This is a genomic window from Vibrio sp. 10N.286.51.E5, from assembly GCF_041469125.1.
Classification (GTDB): domain Bacteria; phylum Pseudomonadota; class Gammaproteobacteria; order Enterobacterales; family Vibrionaceae; genus Vibrio; species Vibrio crassostreae_C.
Map to the genome: position 1 here is coordinate 1 of NZ_JBFRJZ010000080.1, position 25,061 is coordinate 25,061.

Genomic DNA, 25,061 nt, shown 5'->3' on the forward strand with positions numbered 1-25,061 from the left:
TTGGAATTAATTCCTACTTTTTAAAAGTAGAAGCGAATCATCGCTTAAAGCTAGTTGCCTTACTAACATTTCTCGCTGAAGCCTTGTGGCGTCTGCCGTGTCAGTGAGGCGGCATTATAGAGATGTTCATCACATTGGCAAGTGTTTATTAAAGAAAGATGCAAAAATAACGATTACATGGCGAATAAACACTCAAAGTCTTATTTGTGCAAGTTTAACTACAGAGTACTTACAAAATAACCACAGACTTATCCACAATTGCTCTGATTTTCATCCTAGAAAACAAAAAAGCTGCCTCATGGCAGCTTTTTAAATGGCAACGAGTCTAAATCCCAGAACCATATTGCTCTCCATCATCTTCATGGAGACCACATTCGCGTTTCAACCCATTAAAACGAGTTTCCTCTTCAGTCATACCCGGTTCCCACTTCTTAGTTGTATGTGTATCTCCAACAGAAAGGTAACCCTGCTCTCGAAGCGGGTGATAACCGAGACCATGCTCTTCTAGGTAATAGTGAACATCTTTATTCGTCCAATCGATTACCGGCAAAAATTTAAACACACCATTTTGGATAGATAAGATTGGCAAATTTGCACGCGATTGAGATTGCTCTCTTCTTAAACCGGAAAACCATGTCCCAGCCTCGAGCTCATCCAACGCTCTTCTCATCGGTTCAACTTTATTAAGCTTGTTGTACTTCTCTATCCCTTCTATACCTTGATCCCAAAGTTTTCCATATTGCGCTTCTTGCCAATTAGGGCTCTGTTGGGCGCGAAAGACTTGAAGGTTTAGAGTCAACTTCTGACTTAACTCATCAATAAAGCGATAGGTCTCCGGAAATAGATACCCTGTGTCAGTCAAAATAACCGGAATATCTGGTTTTGCTTGGGTCACTAGGTGCAACATCAATGCTGCTTGGATTCCGAAACTAGAAGACACAACATGTGTCCCTTCTAAATTATCTAAAGCCCACTTAACTCTTTCTAATGCGGTTAGCTGCTCTAACTCTGCGTTGATTTGTCCAAGACGAAGTATTTGCTCCGTCTTAGTCAATGCGAGTAGCTCTGCTAACTTCAGTTTTGAAGCGACAGAATTATGCATGCAGATCCCTCTTTGAAATTATCACCTCTTCGATGATGCCAGCTCGGATTGTAAAATCACCGAACCCTTCATTGTCGTTACGTTCCGTAGCCCAACGTCCCACCAGCGAATCAATCTCTTCTAAGATCTGAGCTGAAGTGATGTTCTCTTTATACATCTTAGGGATACGAGTTCCGGCTTTGTTGCCACCTAAGTGCATGTTGTAACGCCCCGGAGCCTTGCCGACTAAACCAAGCTCAGCCAACATTGCACGACCACAACCGTTTGGACAACCTGTGATTCGAAGGATGATGTTATCTTCTTCTGGTAATCCATGTTTTTTCAGAATGTCTTCAACATCCGTTACAAACTCAGGAAGAAAGCGCTCAGCTTCTGCCATTGCTAAAGGACATGTTGGGAAAGCCACACACGCCATTGAGTTTTTACGTTGCTCTGAAACAGCATCATCCATCAAGCCATATTGACGCGCCAGTTTTTCAATCTTGGCCTTTTGACTCGTCGACACACCCGCAACAATTAGGTTTTGGTTTGCAGTCATGCGGAAGTCACCTTTGTGGATCTTCGCTATTTCAGCAACACCTGTTTTCAGAGCTTTACCCGGAAAATCAAGTAAACGACCATTCTCGATGAATAACGCCAAGTGGTGCTTACCATCAATGCCTTCCGCCCAACCAATGCGATCACCACGGCCAGTAAACTCATAAGGACGGCTTTCAGAAAATTCTACGCCTGCACGCTTTTCTACTTCTGCTTTGAATACATCAATACCAACACGGTCTAGTGTGTATTTGGTTTTTGCATTCTTACGGTTTGAACGGTTACCCCAGTCACGCTGAGTCGTTACCACCGCCGCTGCTACATCTAACGTTTTATCTAATGGCACAAAACCAAAGTCGTCAGCTTTACGTGCATAAGTAGAGGTATCACCATGTGTCATAGCAAGACCGCCACCGACTAACACATTAAAGCCCACCAGCTTTCCGTCTTCAGCAATAGCAACAAAGTTAAGATCGTTAGCATGGACGTCCACATCATTTTGCGGAGGAATGACAACCGTCGTCTTGAACTTACGCGGTAGGTAGTTGCTACCAAGGATAGGTTCTTCATCCGTTGTTTCTAGTTTTTCACCATCTAACCAGATTTCTGCATAAGCACGAGTCTTCGGTAATAGATGTTCACTGATCTTTTTCGCCCACTCGTAAGCTTCTTGATGAAGTTCAGATTCAACCGGGTTTGTCGTACATAGAACATTTCGATTTACATCACCCGCTGTCGCAATTGAATCAATGCCAATGCTATTTAGCGTTTGGTGCATCAACTTAATGTTCGGCTTCAAGACACCGTGGAACTGAAACGTTTGACGAGTTGTTAGACGAATTGAACCGTAAGAGGTACTTTCGTCTGCGAACTTATCAATCGCCAACCACTGCTTAGGGGTAATGATGCCACCAGGCATACGAGCACGAAGCATGACGTTATGTAACGGTTCGAGCTTTTGTTTGGTACGTTCGTTACGAATATCACGGTCGTCTTGTTGATACATACCGTGGAAACGAATCAACTGAAAGTTATCAGCAGTAAAGCCACCTGTTATGCGGTCTTGGAGATCTTGTTCAATCGTACCGCGTAGGTTATTACTTTCACGCTTAAGACGCTCATTGTCAGCCAAAGGTCCAAGTACTTGACCTAGCACTTCTTGCTCTATTACTTGCTTGCTCATTAGTACACATCCCTTTGGTAACGTTTCGCTTTACGTAAATCATTAATATATTGTTCAGCTTGCTCGCGGCTCTGGTTGCCATGCTTTTCCGCTATCGAAACTAACGCTTCATGAACATCTTTAGCCATTCGAGTCGCATCGCCACAGACATAGAGGTACGCGCCCTCTTGCAGCCATTGCCACACCTGCTCTGCTTGTTCGATTAAACGGTCCTGAACATAAACCTTTTCTTTTTGGTCACGGCTAAAGGCAACATCGAGCTTAGTTAGCGCGCCAGACTTGAGGTACTTTTGCCATTCAACTTGGTATAAGAAATCTTGAGTAAAGGTACGGTCACCAAAGAACAACCAGCTTTTTCCTTCAGCATCATTGTTTTCACGCTCTTGAACAAAACTGCGGAACGGTGCGATACCGGTACCCGGGCCGACCATGATGATTGGTGTATTGTCGTCTTGTGGTAATTTGAAGTTATTGTTGTTCTCAACAAACACCTTCACTTCACCACCCTCTTCAAGACGTTGAGCTAAGAAGCTAGAAGCTCCGCCTAAACGAGACTCTTCGCCTTTTTGGTATTCAACCAAACCAACCGTCAAGTGAACTTCTTCATCTACTTCTGCTTGGCTTGATGCAATAGAATAGAGACGCGGTGTCAGCTTACGTAACAGGCCAATTAACTCATCAGCCGATAGCTTAGTTTTCTTCTCAGCTAAAACATCGACAACTTGAGTATTACCCGCGTATTCACGAAGCTTGTCTTTATCTTCCACCAGCTTGATTAACTTCTTGCTGCCCGATAACTCAGCAAACTTAGTCACAAGTTGAGGGTTTGAAGTGGTAATCTCAAATTTACTCACTAGCGCACTATGGATAGATAGATTCTCACCATCGACATCGACACTTTCGATACCCGATAACCCAACCTTAGAAAGAATCTGATTTGCGAGTTCTGAACTGTTTTCATACCATACGCCTAGCGCATCGCCGGGTTGGTAGGTAATGCCCGACTCATCAAGATCAATCTCGATATGACGAACATCTTTGCCCGAATCACGACCGGTGATCTTTTGGCTCGTCAATAGTGTCGCGGTGTATGGGTTTTGTTTGGTGTATTGCGAATGACCGGCGGCCGCTTGACCGACTGGTAATTGAACCACATCGGCTTCAGTGCCTGTCGATAGCGTCTCTTTTACTTGCTCTAATGCTTTAGCGCGCCATTCCGTTGCTGATTCTTCGTAATCAACATCACAATCAAGACGGTCGACAAACGATTTAGCACCAAGCTTAGCGAGGAAGTTATCGAAGTCTTTAGCCGTTTGGCAGAAGAACTCATAGCTTGAGTCACCTAAACCAATCACACCGTATTGTAGGTTTGATAATTTTGGCGCTTTCTTCGATTGTAGGAATTCATGCAACTCAATAGCGTTATCAGGGGCTTCGCCCTCACCATTGGTTGAAGCCACAAAAATGACGTGTGTCTCTTTGGCTAGGTTCTTACCTTTATAATCACTTGCATCGAAAAGCTCGACAGCAATACCTAAGGCTTTTGCTTCTTCCTCTAGCGATTCAGCGACGCCTTTCGCATTACCGGTTTGAGAAGCGAAGATAATGCTGAGCTTACCCGCTGGCTTAGCCGCTACTGCAGCGGCCGCTTGAGCGATTGGCGCAGCAGCACCGACAGGCTGAGCTTGGCTCACTCCCCAAAGGTAACCACTGACCCATGCCAGTTGTTGTGAAGACAGTTCAGAAACAGTTTGCTGAAGATGACCCAATTGTTGGTCATTAAGTGGTGCTGCTAGCCCAGGTAACTCATTAGCCCCAGACTGTGCATTATTATTTTGTGAAGACTCTTTCTTATTTAAAGACATGGTCACGACATCCCTAATCATTGCGTGACGATAGATTAACCACTCCTTTTAATAACAAGAAAGAATAGAAAAGTATGTTTTATAACTTTTTGGAAGTAAAAACCGATTGAAACGTAAATTGTCTTACTGGTTTTCAATGCGTACTTGCTGAAAGCCAACCGCCATTGCCGACTTAGATGCCAAGTCTAAATCCGCGTAATGACATTCTTCACCATGAACATCAGTAAGCAGAACGAAGCCACCACCCATATGACGAAACTCCACAACCCAAGACCCTTCTTGAATTGAGGGCTCTATGATGGCTTCAACTAACAGGTTTTCTCTATATAAATTTCTCAATTCATTGAGTGTCATATTCCATCCCTTGCTTTGACCTCACTACATAGACCTTATAAGAATAGACGCAAATTGGCTCTCTGTATTAAGGATGGTCGAAAGTGATGAATGTGCTAACTAATTCCAGAAAGATATATACTCAAGTAACCAATAGATATAAAAAAACGCCACTTAATAAAGTGGCGTTCTTAAAATTCGTTCTAAATTTGCTTTATATGGCCTAGAAGCGCACTTCAGCACCAGCAAACCAACCATCGACCATGACAAAGCTCTTGCCTAGTTCTGAGCTAAAGAACTCATCCGAATCTAAATCGATAACACGGTAACCACCACGCAGGGCAATTTCAGATTCTGATACAGGGATTCGGTACTGAACACCCGCCATCAAATCCGTGCTCTTAATACCACTGCTATCACCGAACTCCATCGTACCGATGATATCGAAATTGGTGTCAGGAACGTTGATCTCTGCGTTGCCGTAGAAGCTCCAAGTGAATTCATCAAAGCTTGTTTGAGTACCACCCGTTTTCGGTTCGATATAATTCGAGTTTGAATACTGAGTAAACGTCACACCCGCATCGAAGTTCATCAGCTTGTGATCTAACAACGTGTAATAGAAGGTGTAATCGTACTTATCGAAAGCCAATGAATCTGCATCAACAGAAGTATAGCGAAAGCTAGCGTTTGGTAGCATCGGGGCATTATGCTCAAATGCGAAATACAACGAAGGTGAGTTAGAGTCATCATCTTGTCTAACTTCGTTTAGCTTTGTACTTCCCCACCACATATCGGCACCGACTTTAGCCGTGTAAGAAAACTCTTCTTCAGCAGACACTGCCGAGCTTAAAGATAGCATTCCCACTAAAGCAATTAATGGCATTTTATTCATTTGAGATAGCTCCAATTCCATATCGTTGTGCTAATTGTATGCACATTCATAGATTATTGGGGAAAATTCTATCACACATCTTAAATTCTCAAATGATAAACCGCTGACGATCAAAGATTTGACGACACCATGACCTTAGTAACGTCTTTGGTTAGAACTGTGTACAAAGTTTTTGAAAAACCACACACCGATTGCAATCACGATCAACCAAGGCAGTAACTTAAACACGGCCCCCATCATACCTAAGACCAACATGACTAATAACGCCACTCCGGTTGCAGCCAATACCGTCATAAACGTAATACCAGTGACAAGTAGAGTCGCAACGAAAATAAGAACAAAGATTAATTCAAACATAATGGTCTCCCTAATGAGTTAATGACCTATCTTTCCTACTTTCTAACATTGCAGCTTCCATACCAAGTATGCCAACCCTATAAAATCCTTATTTATCAGATAAATAAAAAGCCACACATCTTCATGCGTGGCTTTTCGGAAACTTATAGTGGTAAATTTAACCTCTAGTGGCGAATTTAACCTTAAGTTTTTAACTTAGAGGGAGCTTAAACATTTAGCTCTTTAGGGATCTTAGCCAATGCTGTTTGCATCACTTCAATACCTGCACCTTTCTTATGTGCGTTTTCACTGATGTAGCGACGCCATTGTCTTGCACCAGGCATGCTTTGAAACAAACCAAGCATGTGACGAGAGATGTGACCTAAGCTTGCACCATTTGAAAGTTCACGCTCGATGTACGGGTACATCTCTTCGACAACCTGTGAGCGCTTCTTAATTAGTGTGTCTAAACCAAAGATCTGTTGATCAACTTCAGCCAAAATAAATGGGCTATGGTAAGCCTCACGACCAATCATCACACCATCAAGGTGTTGCAAGTGCTCCTTAGTTTGCTCAAGAGTCGTAATGCCACCATTCACGGCAATCACCAGATCAGAGAAATCTTTCTTGATTTGGTATGCACGATCGTAATCTAGCGGTGGGATCTCACGGTTCTCTTTCGGGCTAAGGCCACTCAACCACGCTTTACGCGCGTGAATAGTAAATTGCTCACAGCCACCTTTTTCAGAAACCGTCGAAACAAACTTAGTTAGAAACTCATAAGAGTCTTGGTCATCGATACCGATACGCGTTTTCACGGTAATTGGAATATCAGTGACTTCTTTCATCGCTGAAACACAATCTGCCACCAACTCGGGCTCAGCCATCAAGCATGCACCAAATCGACCATTCTGAACTCGGTCTGAAGGACAACCTACGTTAAGATTTACTTCATCGTAACCGCGCTCACCAGCAAGCTTGGCACAAGCAGCAAGATCAACCGGGTTTGAACCACCGAGTTGAAGTGCAAGAGGATGTTCTTGCTCGTTATATTCTAGGAAGTCGCCCTTACCATGTAAGATCGCGCCCGTTGTTACCATTTCCGTGTACAGAAGAGTCTGCTGAGAAAGCAAACGGTGAAAGTAACGACAGTGGCGGTCAGTCCAATCGAGCATGGGTGCAACAGAAAGTCGGTTACTAGCGTATTTACTGGTTTTATTAGTGTTTGTCATGATTCAGTCTCAATTAATACTGTACAAACATACAGTGAATTACCTAGAATTAAACGGAATTACTTCCTGTAGTACCCCTCAAGTACCCCTTTAGGAGTTGGACAATGGCAAGTTATACCATCGAGACCAGAAAGCTAAAAAGCGGTGAACCAAGGTTCAAGGTAACAATCATCGTTAAAAAGAATTCGCGCATTATACACAGGGAAAGCAAAACTCTAAAAAAGAAAGCACTCGCTAAAGCTTTCGGTAAAAAAAGGGTAGCTGAACTAGAGGCTCAAGGGGTACTCAATCAGCCAAAAACAGTCCCCCTTTCGGTACTCCTCGATTTGTTCATGGCAGAACGAGATCTCTGGGACAATACAGGCCGAACAAAACGCTACGTTATTAAAATGCTTAGGGATTGCGACATCGCCCAAGTTGAGAGTAATCAACTACGAACTAGCGACTTAATCGAGCACTGTAAAAATAGAAGAGGCGCAGGAGCCAAACCCGCAACGATTTATCATGATATTGCTTACCTACGTTCTGTAATGAAAAAGTCTAAGCCTGTCTTCAACATCGACACCAATCACCAGATATTTGATGAAGCCGTCCCTGTTCTGATTGATATGGGGTTAGTCGGTAAGAGTCAGAAACGAACACGTCGCCCAACTTCTGAAGAACTGAAACTCTTAAAGCTTGGATTAGAGCAACGCGAGTCTTTTAGGCCAAACGGCACAACTCGAATTCCATTCACCGATATTCTTGAGTTCAGCATTCTCACTTGTATGCGAATAGGTGAAGTCTGCAAGCTGCGTTGGGAAGACCTCAACCAAGAACATAAAACGATACTCGTCAGAGACAGAAAAGACCCAAGGAAGAAAGAAGGCAATCACATGATAGTGCCGTTGCTTGGTGAATCATTTGAGATCGCACTAAAGCAACCAAATAAAGGTGAGCTTATTTTCCCGTATAACTCACGAAGTGTTAGCGCAGGCTTTTCAGCGTGTAAGGAACGAATTAGGTATTGAGGATTTGAGGTATCACGACTTGCGAAGAGAAGGAGCAAGCCGTTTGTTTGAAAAGGGCTACTCAATTGAGGAAGTCGCTCAAGTTACTGGGCATAGGAACTTGAACATTTTATGGCAGGTTTACACTCAGCTGTTTCCGCATAAATTACATACAAAACATCTAAAGTAAGGTTGATTTCACTTTGTTATCTTACGGTAAAATAACGTACAAATTAGTTGACTTTTTATCCTATGCAGACGAGAATCCATTTTGTACGGAGAGTGACCGTACAAAATTTTATTCATAAAATAGTTAACCAAATAGATAATATTCCATTTAGGTATATACATATAGTTGGAGTTTCCGCTGCGCGTTAAGGCGCAAGGAGTAAAAGATGAGTGCATTAAAAAAAGAGAGAGTTGAATTTCGCCTATCTGAAAGTGAAAAAAGCGCTTTAGAAGAAGCAGCGCTACTTTCAAATACTACAGTTAGTAAATTTGTATCAGAAACAACAGTAGCTAGAGCTCAAGAAGTTATTAGCGAGAGAAAAAGGTTACAAATACAAGCAAAGCAATGGGATTCTGTCATGGAAGCGTTAGAAAATCCTGCAGACCCTACAGAGCTGATGCAAGAAATTATCGGAATGTCATTGGAGGAAACTTGGACGGTAAAGATCAAAAATTAGAAGTCGAACGCTTTGATCCTGAAGCAACGTATGATTTTACGCAATTTGATTGTGGTGTGTGTTCGTTAAATGAATATTTAACGAAGAACTTAGCTAAAGAACACGAACGAAGGGTTTCAATCCCGCACCTATGTGTCACACAAGGTGAAGAAGGACAACCGAAAAGAGTTGTCGGTTATTTCACTTTAGCTAGCAGTTCGTTTGAAAAGAAACACATATCAAACAAAGAAAGACGTAAATTCCCCTATAGTTCAGTTCCTTGCATACTGCTAAGTAAAATAGCAGTATGTAAGTCTGTTCAAGGGCAGGGTCTAGGCAAGTGGCTTCTTGGTCGAGCAATCCGTCAAGCATTCCTTTCCTCAAGAGATGTAGGTGTATACGCATTATTTCTTCATGCCAGAGAAGGGCGAGAAGAGTTCTATATAAAAGCGGGGATGATCCGCTCAAAAGAACAACCTAATATGTTTATCTACTCTTTGAAGCAATATGAGAACAGTTTGAAGAAAAAACTGCTAAATTCATAAGCTTAATTAACTTCTCAGATAAGCGACCTATAATAAGGTCGCTTTTTCATGCTTGTAATCATGTTGAAGTTCAAACTTTATTTTGTTCTTTCAAGCCGAATTAATCTCTCATCCATCTTTTCCATCATCAGGCGCAGCCACTTCACATCTGTTTTGAGTGTGATACCTACACCTACACCGCTAGATAAGGCACTGACCACAGCGATTATTAGTGTTTGATACTCAGCCATTACTTGAACTCATTGCGTAGGGTTTCCCATAGGCCAAATACTATTGGAGTACTTGCGCCAATAATGCCACCGAATTGAACACCGTCTGCCGATACGCTAGCGGTGATAAGTTCAGGGTGAGCAGCTACCAAAGCAGCTCCCGCGCCAAGTAACGCTAAACCCTTTTTAGTGGAAGGAGCAGATCATTTTCTTCTGTTCACTTTCTATGACGCGGACTTAAATAACCAACTTTTCAAGTTCGATTCGGTGAGAGGCTTTTCCTTTACTGTGCTTTACCCATAAACGCTTTGGTTGGTATCCATTGGCACGGACCTCAACATCATAATTACCCTCAGGCAATCGCATACCGGCTTGGTACCTAGGCTTAATATTCATTATTCGAACCTTAAAACCCGGTTGGTTCTGTGCATTTGAATTGATGTACATAGGAAACTCCGTTTGGGCTTCATTATTGTTTTTAGCTGAACTCACCGGTTCGCTCTCAGCACGCTGAGTTAAATAACGAGCAAAAACACCATCCAACTCCGCTACCGAATGCTCCAAAGAGGCAGAAAACCCATCAGTAATACGCATACTTTTGTCTATTTGAGCGCCAAGTGGATGAATCAACGGTTGAGTATGTATCACCCAACGAACGGCATAAGAAGCCGACGGAGATAGTGTGTCACTGACTTGCTCTAAGAAAAAGCCAATCGTTGAGTCCGTTTGAGTGTACTTGGATGAAAATACATTCACAGGCACAACAAGAATAACGAATATGACGATAAACGAGCTGCCTATATTCAGAGCCTTGCTCTTCAAGTTCGGTGCTGGCCGTGGTTTATGGTAATTCATCAACACGATAAATTTTCCTGGCAGCTTAAACACCGTTAGGACAACGAGAAATAGCGATAGTCCCATTGATATTGGCGGCACAATGATAGAACGCAATGCCGCTTTGCCTTGTTCAGCATAAGGGCCATCATCAGCAAACTGAGCGCGTGACGCCTCAATATAACCTAGCCAATAATCTCTCTCACGCCTCACATTTGGAACAATAACCTGTTGGTAAAATTGCTTATTATTCCACGTCGCCATCATGGGCTCGACGTAATAACGTTCGCCCATACGATTCTTTATTTGTTGCTGAACTTCGGCTACTTTTTGAAAATAATTCCAAGATAAGTTCGGTTCAATGTCGTAACCCCGCTGCTTTGCTTCGGCATGCCAACGAGCTTTGGTGTCCTTCATAACTTTGTTTCTGACTGCATTTTTAAACACGCTAATTTGGTTTATTTGCCAATTGGAGTCTAAATGGATCCCCTTTCGATGAACTTGAGTACGAACCTTACTTGCTGTTGTAGAGTGGGAGCGAAACTCCGACATAGAGTCGATTCCCATAGGATAACCGGTCTCTTTTAAGAACTGTTTTTGCCACACTGCCAGTATTCGTGGTGTGTAATGAGCGACACTATTGGTATACGTTTTATCTTGAATGGCTTCTCCAGCTTGCCCTGTCGCCTGCTCAATACCGGCTTGGATAACTGATAAGCCTAGAGAACCGAATGCTTCCCCCCAAGATGTTTCACCTTTCGTTCGTCGAAAGGTTTTCTCTAACCAATAATCCATCGGTTGGTGGGGAATCGAGTTATCTTTTAATAAGCGTTCATAGCGATCTTCAATGCGGCTGATACAATTGGCTCTTGAGCTTCCTTTGCGTTTATAACAGCGTTCTTTATCATCAAATAGGTCAAAAATAGGTTGTGCAACTCTTTGTGCTCTCGCCTCTGCTCTCGTTAAATAGGCCTTACTCGCCTGTTGATAATCACGATACCCCGTCGCGACGGTCGACTCGACCTCTTCCCACGCTTGATTGGCCTTTTGATGGCGAGACTCTACCGTCTGATTATACGCCCCAACATGTTTTTGATATTGATGCCACGATTGCTGAACTTCACTCCGTAATACTTTATAGTTCGCATAGTGCTCATCGAAATTGGCGTTTGCTCGATTTTGAATATAACGATCCAAAATTTGAACTTTCTTATCATCAATATGACTTAAGAATGCATCATTGCTGTAAACCAACCCACCGATCAAAGCGAGAAAAGTCATTTCTGACGACTCGGTACTCGCCTCTGAGTTATAAGGGATCCCTTCGATATTAATCGCATTCATCGCTAAACTAGATCGCAGTACAGAGGAAAAGAAAGCCTCCTGTCTCTGCTTTGCACTACTCGGTTCAATCAACCATTTATCTATTACCGCCTTTTGACCAAAAAAAACCGTTGGCCAAACCAAAGCTGTAATCACGACCAACGATGAAATAGCGCGAAACTTCGTCGTGGTCAGCCATCCTTTAAGTAGAAAATCCGCAACAATTAAAGTCACCCCGATCCCTGAGATGGTTCGGCCAAATAGCTCCGTTTTATGTAATTGAGCATCACTAACATCGATTCCACCCGCAATTTCAACCAACTTGGCGTTGAAAGCGACTTCAGGAAAAAGATAAAGAAGTGAACAAAAAAACAACAAAACAGCCAACCATTTCGGCTTCTTATTATTTGTGGTTATTACGTCCTGGCTAGGAACTGGTTTCATCTTAACGCTTCCATAATTTGTCTATCCCTGTTCTCATCAAACATCATTTTTCTGTCGGCATCGAAATGCTGATCGCATCGTTACTTAAATTTAAATCTTCATCTTGAATATCAAACAGCACTGCTGGCTTCGCGCTCTGCGTTGTTTGCGTTCTTTTTTTCACACCTTTCACGCTAGCAGGCTTGGAATATGACACACTCCTAATGAGACCTCGGTTAGTGATGTAATGGCCATCTTTGAGGTAATCTATTTGTTCATAGAGTCGGTGAAAATCAGCGTCATTGGGTAGGCCAGCAACGGTTTCGCCTGCTAACGTTGTGGGTTGGTAGCCATTTGATTGAACGACAAGCTGTGGAGCAAGCTGCTGACAAATAGAGAACTTACTGGTATCCATGATCGCCTCATCTGGCAGAGGTCGACCTGCCTTAGCTAACGAGACCAATTGATCTTGGTGGTAATCCGTTCCGTTAATCGTATAAGTCACCACCTTCATGCCTTGCGCTTTCGCACGGCTGTAAATTGTCGCATATTGTCGGTAACTTCTTATATCAACATGTAATCCACTATTGGGGCCAAGTATTCGTTTTACCGTTTTAGCGGAATGTTTGGGCTTATGCTTACGATAACGCCCCTCCATAGCAAAGGCGCGATCGATATTCTTTTTATTTTTCTGATAATAATCATCAGAACCCATGCCTCGTTTTGCATCCCGCTTAAACTGAGCAACCGACGCCGAATGAGGCTCCCATACATACCCAAGATAAACACTTGAATTGATTTCCCGCATTTTTTTCAGAACGTCCATATCCATTGATGAATAAAAATAGTTTCTATAGGGGAGACTTTGTCTGGCCATTTCGTCGAGTTTAAACAAATCTTCCATGGAGCCATCTGATGTTTTTATTTCAATATTAAGGGGTTGTTCAATCGTTGCGTAATGGTACCAATCATTCACGGCTTCATTGAAATAAGCGGGACGATACCCATCTAATGTTCCGTCAGGGCTCCTTCCACTCAGAGAGTTCCACTCACTACTCTTCATACGACTCACGCGATATCGCTTACCATCACTACGAGCGGTTGCTCTTCCTGTTTCTATGTCGTGATGTACAACCCAATCTTTATCACGCGTCAGCATCACATCAATTTCTGCTCCATCAAAACCACTTACCGCCGCCATTTGAATCGCATTACGAGAGTTTTCAGCATAATTAGAGCTGCCACGGTGGGCGATAACATCAATAGGGCACTGTCCTTTGATGTAAGAGATATCCCCTCCCATGGTTTGATAAAGATTGCGCGATTTTAACGCCAACTGCATATCACGAAACATTTCTCGCCCCTCTGCTGAGTTATGATTCGAGATTAGTTTTGCATCTGCAGGTAATCCAAGCCCTCGCTCCAAGGTTGGTTGTGGTGGTGTTACTTTATCTGTAGATGAACATCCCTGAATAAAAGCAATAGTAGTGACAAGCAGCCCTCTTGAAAGCGTGGTTACACGTGAAGGTGGTGAAAACATGAGATCCTTATCCGTTGGTAGCTTATATGTGACATAACTGGGTTTCACACGCTGAGCACGACAAAGTCGGCCTCCAAGCACGGAGACCGCAAAGTGCTAATATATGATGACTCCAACCATTGATTTCGATTGTTGATATGTTGTTGGAGTGGACGTATTTAATGGTTCAATTTGATTGAAAGCAAAGGCTCAAAAACTCATAAATACAAATCATGATTACATTATTTCATCAAATAATAATTGAATAAGCCCTTGTTCATCTGGGATGTCATACCCCTTTCGACATGGATAAGCCAAACCATCTGTGAAGTTCAAAAACGAAAAGCTATTGTCTATGCTTTCGCTCCCCTCTTCATCCTGCCATGGTTCAATAGTACTGTTCTGTTTAGTCACGATATAACCACACGAATTGACAGGCATCTCGGTCTTACGATTTAAGACTATCTTATGATTGGAATTATTGTAGTGATTTACTCGAATCTTACCGGCTAACGCTAGATATATCGCCCCTGCGGCGCCCAAAAGCAAAGTATGGCCGATAACTTTACCTGTCGCACTCGCTACGGCGATTCCAACATTAGCAGTCGCACTCGCGATGCTTTGACCTCGGTTTCCATAACGGTCTGTAGAATACACGTAATCCACGCTATGTTTTCTTTCAACGCGAGCACGTTGTCTGACAGGAGTATGGTTTATGTACTCTTGACCACCAAAAGCATCAAAGTTGTGTATTAATACCGGAACACAATGATAAGTTTCTCCATTCCAGTTCACTACACGAGCCTTCATTTGCCATGGATAATACTCTTCATCTAAATATTTCTTACATAAAGCTGGTAACAAATGGCTAAGTAACGCTGTGTTGTGATCGCTCTGCGCCATGTTGTACAGTCCTTGCGTTATTGATCGGGCCTGCTCTTGATCTCCTGATCTTGCGGCAACGATAAAGAGAATGACCTCGCCCCAAAAAGTATCGTTGATCAAGTAGTCAACCGGCAAATTATCGATTTCGATTAAAGCTCGTGGAACATCTTCATCGGACAAAGCCTCCAATACTGCAGACAAGTGATGCACGCGATCTTGAGGCTTTGCAATAGGTTCGTAATATGCGTCCCATCGTTCAACAAAGGTCTTCCAACGCATTATTTTTTTAAACTCCTCAGTTACTCCTTCCGTGGTGAGTAACTTAGGTTCAATATATTTTGCAATGTGCTTTTTATGACCGTCTCGCTTTTTCATCGCCTTTGTGTAAATTTTGCTATCAGACTTGAATAAGTGCAGTGCTAAACCATAGCTTTCATACCATTCACCAAGGTTAAGATGACTACTTTCTAATGAAGCTTTAGCCAAAGCGTCAAAATGCTTTTTCATTTTATTCCCTTCCAATTTGACGACTTAAATAAAGATAAAGGCGATGACTAAAATAATAGCTGCGGCTATAGCCAGTTTGATGTATAGCTCATTTTTTTTAACTCTTGGTTCTTCCACTTCTTCAAGCTTATCCCTCATGGCCTTAAAGTCATCCAAACGTTGTTGATAACGTTTTTCTCTTTGATTATAGATGGACAACAGTTTCAGAAATGATTCTTTGTTTACTTGCTCCACAGCTTAACTCCAAGCATTTGAAATTAAAGACTAAAACTACAATACACCATGACAAGCTCATGTTGACAGGAGGGGGCAATAGTCTTCTTCTAGTCTATATTAGGCATCGATTTTATCGAATAAGGAACAATATGCGATAAGAAATGTGATTTAAAACAGCACATTATTGTAAGAAAAATTAATTGAGCTAAATTGAACTCAAATGAAGATGTCATATCAACTTTACCTCATACTTTTTTATAAACCTATTCACCAGATCTCTAATTCAACCTCATTAATCAGTTATGCCTTGAGTCACACTGTCATTTTGAGTTACCTTGTCTTATTCAAAGTCGTGGGTCACAATACGCTCTGTACCTGACTTTAATAGAAATCATTGGCTCCCAAAACGTAGTAACCTAGAAATAAGGTTTGATTAGGGATGTCCGATTGAATGGTGAAAAATTTGGACCATACATTAATAGAGCAAGTTGAAGGGATATGCGCATCGCGAGGCGTTAGATTAACACCTCAAAGAAAGCGAGTGTTTGAGCTCATCCTCTCTAATAAAAAAGCCTCCAGTGCTTATGAATTATTAGAGCAGTTGAAAGTCAGTGAACCGCAAGCCAAGCCACCTACAGTATATCGCGCTTTGGATTTCTTGTTGGAGCAAGGTTTCATTCACAGAGTTGAGTCAACCAATAGCTTCATATGCTGCTGCTCTTGCAATGCCAACAAACATTTCTCCCAACTACTGATCTGCGATAAATGTGGCACTGTGATAGAACTGCAGGACGATGCGCTTGTCACCCTACTCGCCAGTAACGCTGAGAAGCATGGCTTTCAATTGACGAATCATGTCATTGAATCGCATGGCATTTGCCAATCTTGCTCCTCCGAGATGAAAGAATAAGATTATAGAAGAACATTATGCGCGCTGAATTTGTAAACCCGTTTTTAGCTTCTTTGATGAACGTATTAAAAACGATGGCTTCTCTAGAATTGAAGCCACAAAAACCGAGAGTTAAGAAAGATGAAATCGCTCGTGGTGATGTATCCGGCCTAATTGGTATGGTGGGTACACAATCTCGTGGCTCTATGTCGATCACCTTTGATGAAGGTCTCGCTCTCGAAATCATGGAAAACATGCTCGGTGAACGACCAAACGGCCTCAACGAAGAAGTGACCGATATGGTGGGTGAAATCACTAACATGGTGACTGGCGGTGCAAAACGTATTCTTGCAGAAAGCGGCTTTGACTTCGATATGGCAACGCCAATCGTGGTTTCAGGTAAAGGCCACACGATTCGTCACAAGTGTGATGGGGCAATCATCATCATGCCTTTCTCATCTCAATGGGGTAATGCTTTCATCGAGATCTGTTTCGAATAACAGCTGTTTATTTCTAGCAGTACTGAGTATCAACTCAAAGAAGGTTGGCATCATGCCAGCCTTTTTTATTACCTGCGATTTAACCAATGCTTGCTATACAGATACAAAAGCGCCAACCCGAAGGTTGGCGTTTTTTTGGTGCTATCAACTCAATTAAGCTTTAAGCGCTTTAAATGCGTTGATTAGACCGTTCGTTGAGCTGTCGTGAGACGTTACTTGAGCATCGTCAGCAAGCTCAGGAAGAATTTGGTTTGCTAGTTGCTTACCAAGTTCTACACCCCACTGGTCGAAGCTGAAGATGTTCCAGATAACGCCTTGAACGAAGATCTTGTGCTCGTACATCGCGATTAGGTTACCTAAAGAGCGAGGGTTGATTTGCTTAACAAGAATAGAGTTCGTTGGACGGTTACCTTCAAATACTTTGAAAGGTACAAGCTCAGCCACTTCTTCAGCTGTTTTGCCAGCCGCTAGGAATTCAGCTTCCACTGTCTCTTTTGTCTTACCGAATGCTAGTGCTTCAGTTTGAGCAAAGAAATTAGACATCAACTTCTGGTGGTGATCAGATGCTGGGTTGTGGCTGATAGCAGGAGCAATAAAGTCTGATGGGATCAGCTTAGTGCCTTGGTGAATCAGTTGGTAGAAAGCGTGCTGACCGTTTGTACCTGGTTCACCCCAGATGATAGGACCAGTTTGGTATTCTACTGGATTGCCGTCACGGTCAACGAATTTACCATTCGATTCCATGTTGCCTTGTTGGAAGTAAGCAGCAAAACGGTGCATATATTGATCGTAAGGTAGAATCGCTTCTGACTCAGCGCCGTGGAAGTTGTTATACCAAATACCGATAAGCGCAAGGATAACAGGAATGTTGCTTTCAAATTCAGTTGAAGCAAAGTGGTTATCCATCTCATGAGCACCATCTAATAGCTCAACGAAGTTATCGAAGCCGATAGAAAGAGAGATAGACAGACCAATCGCAGACCATAGTGAGTAACGACCACCAACCCAGTCCCAGAATTCGAACATGTTGTCAGTATCAATACCAAACTCAGCGACCGCAGTTGCGTTAGTTGATAGTGCAGCGAAGTGTTTAGCAACGTGCGCGTTGTCACCTGCTTCAGCCAAGAACCAATCACGTGCAGAGTGCGCGTTCGTCATTGTTTCTTGAGTGGTAAATGTTTTAGATGCCACTAAGAATAGCGTTGTTTCTGGATTCAGAGGCTTAAGTGTCTCAACAATGTGAGTACCATCTACGTTCGAAACAAAGTGCATGTTTAGACGCGTTTTGTATGGCGTTAGTGCTTCAGTCACCATGTATGGACCAAGGTCTGAACCGCCGATACCGATGTTGACAACATCAGTGATCTCTTTACCGGTGTAACCTTTCCACTCACCAGAGACGATACGGTGTGTGAACAGTTCCATTTTTGCTAGTACTGCATTAACTGCTGGCATTACGTCTTTGCCATCAACCATTACTGGCTTATCGCTACGGTTACGTAGAGCAGTGTGAAGTACTGAACGACCTTCAGTCTTGTTGATTGCATCACCGCTAAACATAGCTTCAATTGCAGACTTAACTTCAGTCTCATTTGCAAGAGCAAATAGGTGCTGCATCGTTTCAGCGTCGATAAGGTTCTTAGAGTAATCCACTAAGATGTCTGAACCGAAACGAGTAGAAAAGCTCTCGAAACGCTTTGCATCTTGAGCAAATAGTTCTTTCATATCCATATCTTGAGCAGACTCAAAATGTGCAGTTAGAGCTTTCCACGCTTGTGTTTGCGTTGGGTTGATATTTTTCAACATGGTATCTATCCCGATATTACTGTAGGTTTTATTCTAGACGTCACCTAAGTGATGAATAGAACCCCCGATTAGGCGAAAGTTTATATTTTTCTATGATGACCAGACCGCATCACCACTGAAAGATTCTTTGTAATTTTTTTTCACGACGTATTATGCCGCATATGAAGAGCTGTACCTTGAGATAAATCAGGATTAGATTTCCTGACAGAAGAATCGGTACAGACTCTAGCTCTAACATAATTAAGTGTGAGCGATACCTGATAAATTCAAGTTCAAAAGATAGCGTTAAACCACTTTTTTTCCAAATACATTATAAAGGATGGCGTATGTGGATTCAGAAGACTATACACCTAAATGCACGAAAGCGTGGATTTCATCTCATTACTGATGAAATTGAACAACAGATACACGATATCAATTCTCTATCTGTTGGTTTATTACATCTTTTTATCCAACATACCTCTGCCAGCCTCACGCTAAACGAGAACGCTGATCCTACCGTCCGTACCGATATGGAGTCGCACTTTAATAAGTTTGTCCCAGAGCGAGCGCCCTACTACAGACACACCTATGAAGGTGATGATGACATGCCTGCCCACATTAAAGCATCGACACTTGGCACCAGTGTGACAATACCAATTAGCAATGGTCGTTTAGCTTTAGGAACATGGCAGGGTATTTACTTAGGAGAGCACCGAGATTGTGGTGGAAGCCGAACTGTGATTGCTACGATGCAAGGTGAGTAAACTGCTTGAAAACAAGATCTCCTTAATAAAAACAATATCTTGTTAATAAAAAAGAGTGGTGTGTTTCCACGACCACTCTTATAAAAATAGTATTTGGCCTACTGTAGGCCGAAAGGTTTAGAAGGGCTGGTTTATCATAACTCTAAAGGCCCCTTCGTCACCACCTCGCGCCAACTCAGCACGTACAACAATACCTTCCACTTGGAAACGCACCGCGCCACCTAAGCTCCATTTCATGTCCGAGTGCAGTGTTTTGATGTCGTACTCATCGGCAACGCGCCCTAATTCAGCAAACGCTACCCATTGCCACCAAGGCAAATCGTAGTAGTTTATCAGTGGGATATCGCCAAGTGGTTGCCAGTCAGGAAGTACTCGGTACTCAGCAGAATAATGAACTGCAGAGCGACCGTGATAACGACCTCCGGTATAACCTCGTAAACGATACAAGCCACCCAATCGAGCTTGCTCCGTTTCTGGTGGGCGAGCACAATCTTGCCCAGAGCAATTATCCCACGTTGGCGTGTCAGCGGTATAGAAATCAAATGCTAAAACTTGTTGATCGAATAAGTCCCCTAAAGGACCTAAAGCAAAGTACTGGCTATTTTGGAAGGTCCACTTAAGCCACAAGTCATCGTTAGACCAACTCTCTGCGCCAGTGGTGAACTCAAGGTTAGTGTGAGAACCTCTGGTCGGGTTGCGTGTGCTATCACGGTTATCCCAATCAAACGCCAAACTAAAGCCTGTTGCCTCCTCGGTATTATTTAAACCTTCCAACTCGCGAGCAGTATAAAAAGGCGTAAATAGAATCGAACTGACACCCGATTCGATTGGCGAAGCAAAGCTCACATCTTTGATTGGCTGAAAAGCACCGAGTAAACCGTGTTCTGCAACGTTGCCCCAAGGTAGCAAATACTTAAACTCAAACTGATAGTTTTGCTCTAAGCCATCAGCAATGGTTTTGTCATCGATAGATGAATCATTATCGCCTTGAGAACCAATGTAATACGGGTTGTCGTTGAAGCGCGCTTGATACATCTGAGTGCTAAACAATACGTTCTCAGACAAGGCATAGTTAAAAGCCGATAGAAAACCGACGTAACTGTCTTTGTCTGAATAGAGTGCCATACCAAACAGAGCGGCTTGAGGTTGCCAAACACCCTTTGCGACACCCGCAACCCCAAAGGTGTTACCCATGGTTTCGGTGCTGAAGTAGAAAGGAACAAAGGCTGAATCTTTTTCTTCACTCACAGCGGAAGAAGAAAAGCTGACACCGAGTAATGTCATTGCAGACATTAGCCAGCTTCGAGTCGTTCGCTTGAACATAATTTACTTATCAAGATCCATGATTACTTCACATATTCCATCGCAACACGCGAAGTCAGCTTAGTGACTAACTCGTAAGCGATAGTGCCGATATGTTCAGCCACTTCTTCTGAAGGTAAATCTTTACCCCACAGAGTCGCTTCATCGCCGACTTTATCTGCCGCATCAGGGCCTAGATCAACCGTTAGCATGTCCATTGATACACGTCCTGCGATCGGTACTTTTCGACCGTTAACGAACACTGGAGTACCGTTAGGTGCAGTACGAGGATAACCATCACCGTAACCAATCGCGATAACACCAACCTTGGTATCACGTTCACTGGTCCAGTTTCCGCCATAACCCACACTTTCACCGGCTTTCACATCGCGAACGGCAATTAGGTGTGAGGTCAGGGTCATCACAGGCAAAAATCCAAGCTCTTGCGCTGATTTATCAACAAACGGAGAGACACCGTAAGATATGATTCCCGGACGAACCCAATCAAGGTGGCTGTCTGGCCAAGCGAGTAAACCCGCAGAGGCAGCAAGTGAACGCTCCCCTTCACAACCTTTAGTAAGCGACAAGAAAAGCTCTGTCTGTTCAACGGTGGTTGCTCTATCCAGTTCATCAGCACAACCGAAGTGGCTCATGTAACGTAGAGGTTTGGCAACATTCGCACATTGATGCAAACGCTCAACAAAGTTTTGGTATTGCTCAGGGCGAACACCTAATCGGTGCATACCACTGTCGACTTTTAGCCATACCACAACGGGTGTTTCCAAATCCGCATTCTCTAGCGCGCTTAATTGCTCTTCACAATGCACCACCGTTTGAATGTTATTGGTCACCAAGATTGGCAAATCGCCCGAAGAGTAAAATCCTTCCAGCAACAAAATAGGTTTAACAATGCCACCAGCACGAAGTTGTAACGCTTCTTCAATACGCGCCACACCAAAAGCATCAGAGCTTTTTGAATGCTTGGCTATATGCAGTAAGCCGTGTCCGTAGCCATTGGCTTTCACAACAGACATGACCTTGCACTGAGGAGCCTTCGACTTTATCTGGTTCAGGTTATGTTCGAGCGCGTTTAAGTCAATGCTCGCCGTCGCCGCTTTCATGTAAGTCATTAGCGATTACTCATCATCAAATGCAGGGCCTGCATAGTTATCAAATCGGGAGTGTTGGCCTTGGAACGTAAGACGAACAGAACCGATCGGACCGTTACGTTGCTTACCAAGAATGATCTCAGCAATGCCTTTCAAGGAACTATCTGGGTTATAAACCTCATCACGATAGATGAACATGATCAAATCGGCATCTTGCTCAATCGAACCTGATTCACGCAAATCCGAGTTTACTGGGCGCTTATCAGCACGTTGCTCTAGGGAACGGTTAAGCTGAGAAAGTGCCACAACCGGAACGTTGAGCTCTTTTGCTAACGCTTTCAATGAGCGAGAAATCTCGGCGATTTCAAGAGTACGGTTATCAGATAACGAAGGTACACGCATTAATTGAAGGTAATCTATCATGATCATAGAGATACCATCGTGTTCACGAGCGATACGTCGAGCACGAGAACGCACTTCTGTTGGCGTTAGACCCGAGCTGTCATCGATATACATATTCTTCTTATCCATCAGAATACCCATACTCGACGAGATACGAGCCCAATCTTCATCATCTAGCTGACCAGTACGAATCTTGGTTTGGTCTACGCGAGAAAGTGACGCAAGCATACGCATCATCAGCTGTTCGGCTGGCATCTCTAGCGAGAATATTAAAACCGGTTTGTCTTGCTTCATCGCCGCGTTTTCACACAAGTTCATCGCAAATGTGGTTTTACCCATCGATGGACGAGCAGCAACAATAATTAAGTCAGAGCCTTGTAGACCTGCTGTTTTCTTGTTGAGGTCGTTGAAGCCAGTATCGACACCTGTCACACCATCTTGCGGCGTTTTGTATAGGATCTCGATACGTTCTAGCGTCTTCTCTAGAATGCTATCAACGTTTTGTGGACCTTCGTTTTCACTTGCACGGCCTTCGGCAATCGCGAAGACTTTACTTTCAGCAAGATCAACCAGCTCTTCCGAAGTACGACCTTGAGGGTCATAACCAGAATCAGCAATCTCATTCGCGACACCAATCAGGCTACGAACAAGTGCACGTTGCGCTACGATATCCGCATACGCATTGATGTTTGCGGCACTTGGTGTGTTTTTCGCTAAGTCAGCAAGGTAAGCAAAGCCACCCACTTCTTCAAGTTGCTCACGCAGCTCTAAATGTTCAGAGAGTGTAATAAGATCCAGAGGAGAACTTTCTTCAAGGATATCCTTTACCGCTTCAAAGATCAGACGGTGAGGACGGCTATAAAAGTCTTTGGCCACAACCTTTTCGGCAACTGTATCCCAGCGTTCGTTATCTAATAACAAACCGCCAATAACAGATTGCTCAGCTTCTAATGAATGTGGCGGGACCTTGATGGCGTCCACCTGATCGTTGGCTGATTTCTGACTTTTGGTATCCACTATGACTACACTCAATAACTAATAATGATCGTTCATTATACCCAAGAACATCCGTTTGTAATCCGATCCTATGAGTTTGTTTTATTCTTCAGGAAGAATTTACCTATTGCTGACGGAATTAACCAAGGGTAGCATTACGATCCTGCCATTCACTCACTGTATAACTAGAGGTATGCGTGTCCAAATTATTGGCTCTGAGCACTGGTCTTCTAAGCACTGGTCTCCTGAGCGCTCCGATGGCCTTAGCTGATGATGCTAAAGACTCTGTTGATGCAATCCTCGACTCTATAGTAGTTTCAGAACCTACTTCTGAGCCGATCGTCGTTGCACCGACACCTGAAGAAAAAGATATGGATATCGCACCGAGTGATACAAGTGATACAGAACTACCGAGCCCGCTAAAAACGGAAGTCGAATTTGGATATCAGTCGCATACTGGTAACTCTGATTCACGAGCGCTTAACGCACGCCTTAACGGTGAGTACACGGCTGGCCGTCATAGAACCAGTGGTGAATGGAAATACTACAACCTCTACAAAGATGGCGAAGAAGATAAAAGGCAATCGACTTACTCAGCTCAGAGTGACTACAAGTTAAGCCCTAAAACCTACCTTTACGGCAGTTTCAAAGGAGTCGACTCGAGATACAGTGCTTACTTTAAGGACTACACAATTTCGAGTGGTCTGGGTTACCAGTTTTCGAATACCGAAGAGTTTGTGTTGGAAGTCGAAGTGGGACCAGGTTTTCGTTACCAAGAACCGAACCTTGATGAGATTGATGATGATGACATCATCTTCCCAGAGATTGTTGAAGAGGCAATTTTCCGTGGCAACGTGAATACGTCATGGCAGGTGTTGAAGAATTTGCAGCTCAAGGCAGACGTGACGCTTGTCTCTGGTCACAGTAACCTAAAGTTTGATACTGAGTTAGAAGCCATCAACGATATTACTGACAATATCGCGCTGAAGATCGCTCACTCTCGCCAGTACCACGATAAAGTGCCTGAAGGCTTAAGCAAACAAGACTCTGTTCTATCGATCAACTTGCTCTTCCAGTTCTAATCTTAGGCCACCTCTAACCTTGAGAACAACTTGTTCAGCAATAACAGCTTATGGATCACCGTAAGCTTTTTACCTACTGTAGCCCTTCCTTGTACTTTCCTATATTCCAGACATAAAAAAACACCAGCCGAAGCTGGTGTTTAAAACTTTCAAAAGAAAGAATTCGTCTTGGTACTGAAATTACTCAGCTGCAACGATAGCGATTTTCGCAGTAGCAAAAACTTCAGAGTGAAGTTGGATGCTTACTTCGAATTCGCCGATGTTACGTAGAGCGCCTTCAGGTAGGCGTACTTCGCTCTTAGCTACTGCAACACCTGCCGCTGTAATAGCGTCAGCGATGTCACGAGTACCGATAGAACCGAATAGTTTACCTTCGTCACCAGCTTTAGAAGCGATTGTAACGCCTTCTAGAGTGTTAACGCTCTCTGCACGAGCTTCAGCAGCAGCTAGTTGCTCAGCAACTTTAGCTTCTAGTTCAGCACGACGAGTTTCGAACATAGCAACGTTGTCTTTAGTTGCCATAACTGCTTTACCCTGTGGGATAAGGAAGTTACGAGCGTAACCAGATTTAACGTTTACTTGGTCGCCAAGGCCACCTAGGTTACCGATCTTATCAAGTAGAATAACTTGCATT

Annotated in this window: 24 protein-coding genes and 1 pseudogene; 7 read left to right on the forward strand and 18 right to left on the reverse strand. The window is 43.2% G+C overall.

The features are described from left to right. Positions 1–325: 325 nt before the first annotated feature. The 7 genes from AB4161_RS21190 to dusA all read right to left on the reverse strand — a co-directional run bounded on the left by AB4161_RS21190 (position 326) and on the right by dusA (position 7,480). The gene (locus AB4161_RS21190) at positions 326–1,102 is read right to left on the reverse strand and encodes a phosphoadenylyl-sulfate reductase (RefSeq protein ID WP_017059954.1); all 777 of its coding nucleotides are present in this window, start codon (positions 1,100–1,102) and stop codon (positions 326–328) included. Next, the gene (gene cysI, locus AB4161_RS21195; RefSeq protein WP_017065747.1) at positions 1,095–2,822 is read right to left on the reverse strand and encodes an assimilatory sulfite reductase (NADPH) hemoprotein subunit; all 1,728 of its coding nucleotides are present in this window, start codon (positions 2,820–2,822) and stop codon (positions 1,095–1,097) included. Before cysI ends, AB4161_RS21190 begins: the two co-directional genes overlap by 8 nt. Continuing rightward, positions 2,822–4,687, reverse strand: coding sequence for an assimilatory sulfite reductase (NADPH) flavoprotein subunit (locus tag AB4161_RS21200; protein ID WP_372084217.1), 1,866 nt, complete (start codon positions 4,685–4,687; stop codon positions 2,822–2,824). Before AB4161_RS21200 ends, cysI begins: the two co-directional genes overlap by 1 nt. Positions 4,688–4,810: 123 nt before the next feature. After that, a complete protein-coding gene (locus tag AB4161_RS21205; protein WP_004735813.1) occupies positions 4,811–5,041 on the reverse strand; it encodes a hypothetical protein in 231 nt (76 codons plus the stop codon). A 202-nt stretch (positions 5,042–5,243) separates the two neighbouring features. Further along, a complete protein-coding gene (locus AB4161_RS21210) occupies positions 5,244–5,912 on the reverse strand; it encodes a TIGR04219 family outer membrane beta-barrel protein (protein WP_372084219.1) in 669 nt (222 codons plus the stop codon). 135 nt (positions 5,913–6,047) lie between these two features. Beyond that, a complete protein-coding gene (pspG, locus tag AB4161_RS21215) occupies positions 6,048–6,269 on the reverse strand; it encodes an envelope stress response protein PspG (protein WP_372052011.1) in 222 nt (73 codons plus the stop codon). A gap of 206 nt (positions 6,270–6,475) precedes the next feature. Beyond that, positions 6,476–7,480 carry a tRNA dihydrouridine(20/20a) synthase DusA gene (dusA, locus tag AB4161_RS21220; protein WP_372084221.1) on the reverse strand — a complete coding sequence of 335 codons (1,005 nt, stop codon included), beginning with the start codon at positions 7,478–7,480 and terminating at the stop codon, positions 6,476–6,478. Positions 7,481–7,584: 104 nt separating this feature from the next. Between dusA and AB4161_RS21225 the strand changes: the two are divergent. The 3 genes and pseudogenes from AB4161_RS21225 (at position 7,585) to AB4161_RS21235 (ending at position 9,679) form a co-directional block, all read left to right on the forward strand. Further along, a pseudogene (locus AB4161_RS21225) lies at positions 7,585–8,659 on the forward strand (tyrosine-type recombinase/integrase). A 205-nt stretch (positions 8,660–8,864) separates the two neighbouring features. Continuing rightward, complete coding sequence (locus AB4161_RS21230; RefSeq protein WP_086050176.1) at positions 8,865–9,155, forward strand: DUF1778 domain-containing protein; 291 nt, start codon at positions 8,865–8,867, stop codon at positions 9,153–9,155. Then, positions 9,131–9,679 (forward strand): GNAT family N-acetyltransferase, encoded by a 549-nt coding sequence (locus AB4161_RS21235; protein ID WP_170963322.1) that lies wholly within the window; start codon positions 9,131–9,133, stop codon positions 9,677–9,679. The genes AB4161_RS21230 and AB4161_RS21235 overlap by 25 nt, the downstream gene beginning before the upstream one ends. Before the next feature lie 77 nt (positions 9,680–9,756). On the opposite strand, the gene AB4161_RS21240 is transcribed toward AB4161_RS21235, so the two are convergent. The 6 genes from AB4161_RS21240 to AB4161_RS21265 all read right to left on the reverse strand — a co-directional run bounded on the left by AB4161_RS21240 (position 9,757) and on the right by AB4161_RS21265 (position 15,613). After that, positions 9,757–9,909 carry a hypothetical protein gene (locus AB4161_RS21240; RefSeq protein WP_372084223.1) on the reverse strand — a complete coding sequence of 51 codons (153 nt, stop codon included), beginning with the start codon at positions 9,907–9,909 and terminating at the stop codon, positions 9,757–9,759. Further along, entirely contained in the window at positions 9,909–10,040 is a 132-nt protein-coding gene (locus AB4161_RS21245; RefSeq protein WP_372084225.1) for a hypothetical protein, read from the reverse strand. The genes AB4161_RS21240 and AB4161_RS21245 overlap by 1 nt, the downstream gene beginning before the upstream one ends. Positions 10,041–10,125: 85 nt before the next feature. Next, a complete protein-coding gene (locus tag AB4161_RS21250) occupies positions 10,126–12,489 on the reverse strand; it encodes a hypothetical protein (protein ID WP_372084226.1) in 2,364 nt (787 codons plus the stop codon). A 43-nt stretch (positions 12,490–12,532) separates the two neighbouring features. Beyond that, positions 12,533–14,008 (reverse strand): glycerophosphodiester phosphodiesterase, encoded by a 1,476-nt coding sequence (locus AB4161_RS21255; RefSeq protein ID WP_372084227.1) that lies wholly within the window; start codon positions 14,006–14,008, stop codon positions 12,533–12,535. Positions 14,009–14,224: 216 nt separating this feature from the next. After that, positions 14,225–15,379 carry a hypothetical protein gene (locus AB4161_RS21260; protein ID WP_102394619.1) on the reverse strand — a complete coding sequence of 385 codons (1,155 nt, stop codon included), beginning with the start codon at positions 15,377–15,379 and terminating at the stop codon, positions 14,225–14,227. 24 nt (positions 15,380–15,403) lie between these two features. Continuing rightward, positions 15,404–15,613, reverse strand: a complete 210-nt coding sequence (locus AB4161_RS21265; RefSeq protein ID WP_017059942.1) for a hypothetical protein — start codon at positions 15,611–15,613, stop codon at positions 15,404–15,406. A 433-nt stretch (positions 15,614–16,046) separates the two neighbouring features. Here AB4161_RS21265 and zur point away from each other — a divergent pair, with 433 nt between their 5' ends. After that, the gene (gene zur / locus AB4161_RS21270; protein ID WP_017059941.1) at positions 16,047–16,505 is read left to right on the forward strand and encodes a zinc uptake transcriptional repressor Zur; all 459 of its coding nucleotides are present in this window, start codon (positions 16,047–16,049) and stop codon (positions 16,503–16,505) included. A 17-nt stretch (positions 16,506–16,522) separates the two neighbouring features. Continuing rightward, positions 16,523–16,984 (forward strand): chemotaxis protein CheX, encoded by a 462-nt coding sequence (locus AB4161_RS21275; protein WP_017059940.1) that lies wholly within the window; start codon positions 16,523–16,525, stop codon positions 16,982–16,984. A 153-nt stretch (positions 16,985–17,137) separates the two neighbouring features. Here AB4161_RS21275 and pgi read toward each other — a convergent pair whose 3' ends face one another. After that, complete coding sequence (gene pgi / locus AB4161_RS21280; RefSeq protein ID WP_372084228.1) at positions 17,138–18,790, reverse strand: glucose-6-phosphate isomerase; 1,653 nt, start codon at positions 18,788–18,790, stop codon at positions 17,138–17,140. 326 nt (positions 18,791–19,116) lie between these two features. Here pgi and AB4161_RS21285 point away from each other — a divergent pair, with 326 nt between their 5' ends. Continuing rightward, a complete protein-coding gene (locus AB4161_RS21285) occupies positions 19,117–19,536 on the forward strand; it encodes a secondary thiamine-phosphate synthase enzyme YjbQ (RefSeq protein ID WP_017059938.1) in 420 nt (139 codons plus the stop codon). A gap of 117 nt (positions 19,537–19,653) precedes the next feature. On the opposite strand, the gene AB4161_RS21290 is transcribed toward AB4161_RS21285, so the two are convergent. From AB4161_RS21290 to AB4161_RS21300, 3 genes are read right to left on the reverse strand one after another with little or no spacing between them, the layout of a single operon-like run. Continuing rightward, the gene (locus AB4161_RS21290; RefSeq protein ID WP_017059937.1) at positions 19,654–20,859 is read right to left on the reverse strand and encodes a BamA/TamA family outer membrane protein; all 1,206 of its coding nucleotides are present in this window, start codon (positions 20,857–20,859) and stop codon (positions 19,654–19,656) included. A 23-nt stretch (positions 20,860–20,882) separates the two neighbouring features. Further along, positions 20,883–21,968: an alanine racemase gene (gene alr / locus AB4161_RS21295; protein ID WP_102333448.1), complete on the reverse strand. Its 1,086-nt coding sequence runs from the start codon at positions 21,966–21,968 to the stop codon at positions 20,883–20,885. A gap of 6 nt (positions 21,969–21,974) precedes the next feature. Beyond that, positions 21,975–23,366 (reverse strand): replicative DNA helicase, encoded by a 1,392-nt coding sequence (locus AB4161_RS21300; protein ID WP_016767560.1) that lies wholly within the window; start codon positions 23,364–23,366, stop codon positions 21,975–21,977. A gap of 176 nt (positions 23,367–23,542) precedes the next feature. Between AB4161_RS21300 and AB4161_RS21305 the strand changes: the two genes are divergently transcribed. After that, positions 23,543–24,427 carry a DUF481 domain-containing protein gene (locus AB4161_RS21305; RefSeq protein WP_017071573.1) on the forward strand — a complete coding sequence of 295 codons (885 nt, stop codon included), beginning with the start codon at positions 23,543–23,545 and terminating at the stop codon, positions 24,425–24,427. Between the two features lie 180 nt (positions 24,428–24,607). On the opposite strand, the gene rplI is transcribed toward AB4161_RS21305, so the two are convergent. Then, a complete protein-coding gene (rplI, locus tag AB4161_RS21310; RefSeq protein ID WP_010434182.1) occupies positions 24,608–25,060 on the reverse strand; it encodes a 50S ribosomal protein L9 in 453 nt (150 codons plus the stop codon). Position 25,061: the final 1 nt, after the last annotated feature.

Coding starts and splice junctions, on each gene's coding strand:
- dusA (WP_372084221.1), bottom strand. CDS start 7,480: ATGACAAACACTAATAAAACCAGTAAATACGCTAGTAACCGACTTTCT.
- AB4161_RS21190 (WP_017059954.1), bottom strand. CDS start 1,102: ATGCATAATTCTGTCGCTTCAAAACTGAAGTTAGCAGAGCTACTCGCA.
- AB4161_RS21250 (WP_372084226.1), bottom strand. CDS start 12,489: ATGAAACCAGTTCCTAGCCAGGACGTAATAACCACAAATAATAAGAAG.
- AB4161_RS21240 (WP_372084223.1), bottom strand. CDS start 9,909: ATGGCTGAGTATCAAACACTAATAATCGCTGTGGTCAGTGCCTTATCT.
- zur (WP_017059941.1), top strand. CDS start 16,047: ATGGTGAAAAATTTGGACCATACATTAATAGAGCAAGTTGAAGGGATA.
- AB4161_RS21230 (WP_086050176.1), top strand. CDS start 8,865: ATGAGTGCATTAAAAAAAGAGAGAGTTGAATTTCGCCTATCTGAAAGT.
- alr (WP_102333448.1), bottom strand. CDS start 21,968: ATGACTTACATGAAAGCGGCGACGGCGAGCATTGACTTAAACGCGCTC.
- AB4161_RS21205 (WP_004735813.1), bottom strand. CDS start 5,041: ATGACACTCAATGAATTGAGAAATTTATATAGAGAAAACCTGTTAGTT.
- pgi (WP_372084228.1), bottom strand. CDS start 18,790: ATGTTGAAAAATATCAACCCAACGCAAACACAAGCGTGGAAAGCTCTA.
- AB4161_RS21290 (WP_017059937.1), bottom strand. CDS start 20,859: ATGTTCAAGCGAACGACTCGAAGCTGGCTAATGTCTGCAATGACATTA.
- AB4161_RS21255 (WP_372084227.1), bottom strand. CDS start 14,008: ATGTTTTCACCACCTTCACGTGTAACCACGCTTTCAAGAGGGCTGCTT.
- pspG (WP_372052011.1), bottom strand. CDS start 6,269: ATGTTTGAATTAATCTTTGTTCTTATTTTCGTTGCGACTCTACTTGTC.
- AB4161_RS21275 (WP_017059940.1), top strand. CDS start 16,523: ATGCGCGCTGAATTTGTAAACCCGTTTTTAGCTTCTTTGATGAACGTA.
- AB4161_RS21210 (WP_372084219.1), bottom strand. CDS start 5,912: ATGAATAAAATGCCATTAATTGCTTTAGTGGGAATGCTATCTTTAAGC.
- AB4161_RS21285 (WP_017059938.1), top strand. CDS start 19,117: ATGTGGATTCAGAAGACTATACACCTAAATGCACGAAAGCGTGGATTT.
- AB4161_RS21200 (WP_372084217.1), bottom strand. CDS start 4,687: ATGTCTTTAAATAAGAAAGAGTCTTCACAAAATAATAATGCACAGTCT.
- cysI (WP_017065747.1), bottom strand. CDS start 2,822: ATGAGCAAGCAAGTAATAGAGCAAGAAGTGCTAGGTCAAGTACTTGGA.
- AB4161_RS21260 (WP_102394619.1), bottom strand. CDS start 15,379: ATGAAAAAGCATTTTGACGCTTTGGCTAAAGCTTCATTAGAAAGTAGT.
- rplI (WP_010434182.1), bottom strand. CDS start 25,060: ATGCAAGTTATTCTACTTGATAAGATCGGTAACCTAGGTGGCCTTGGC.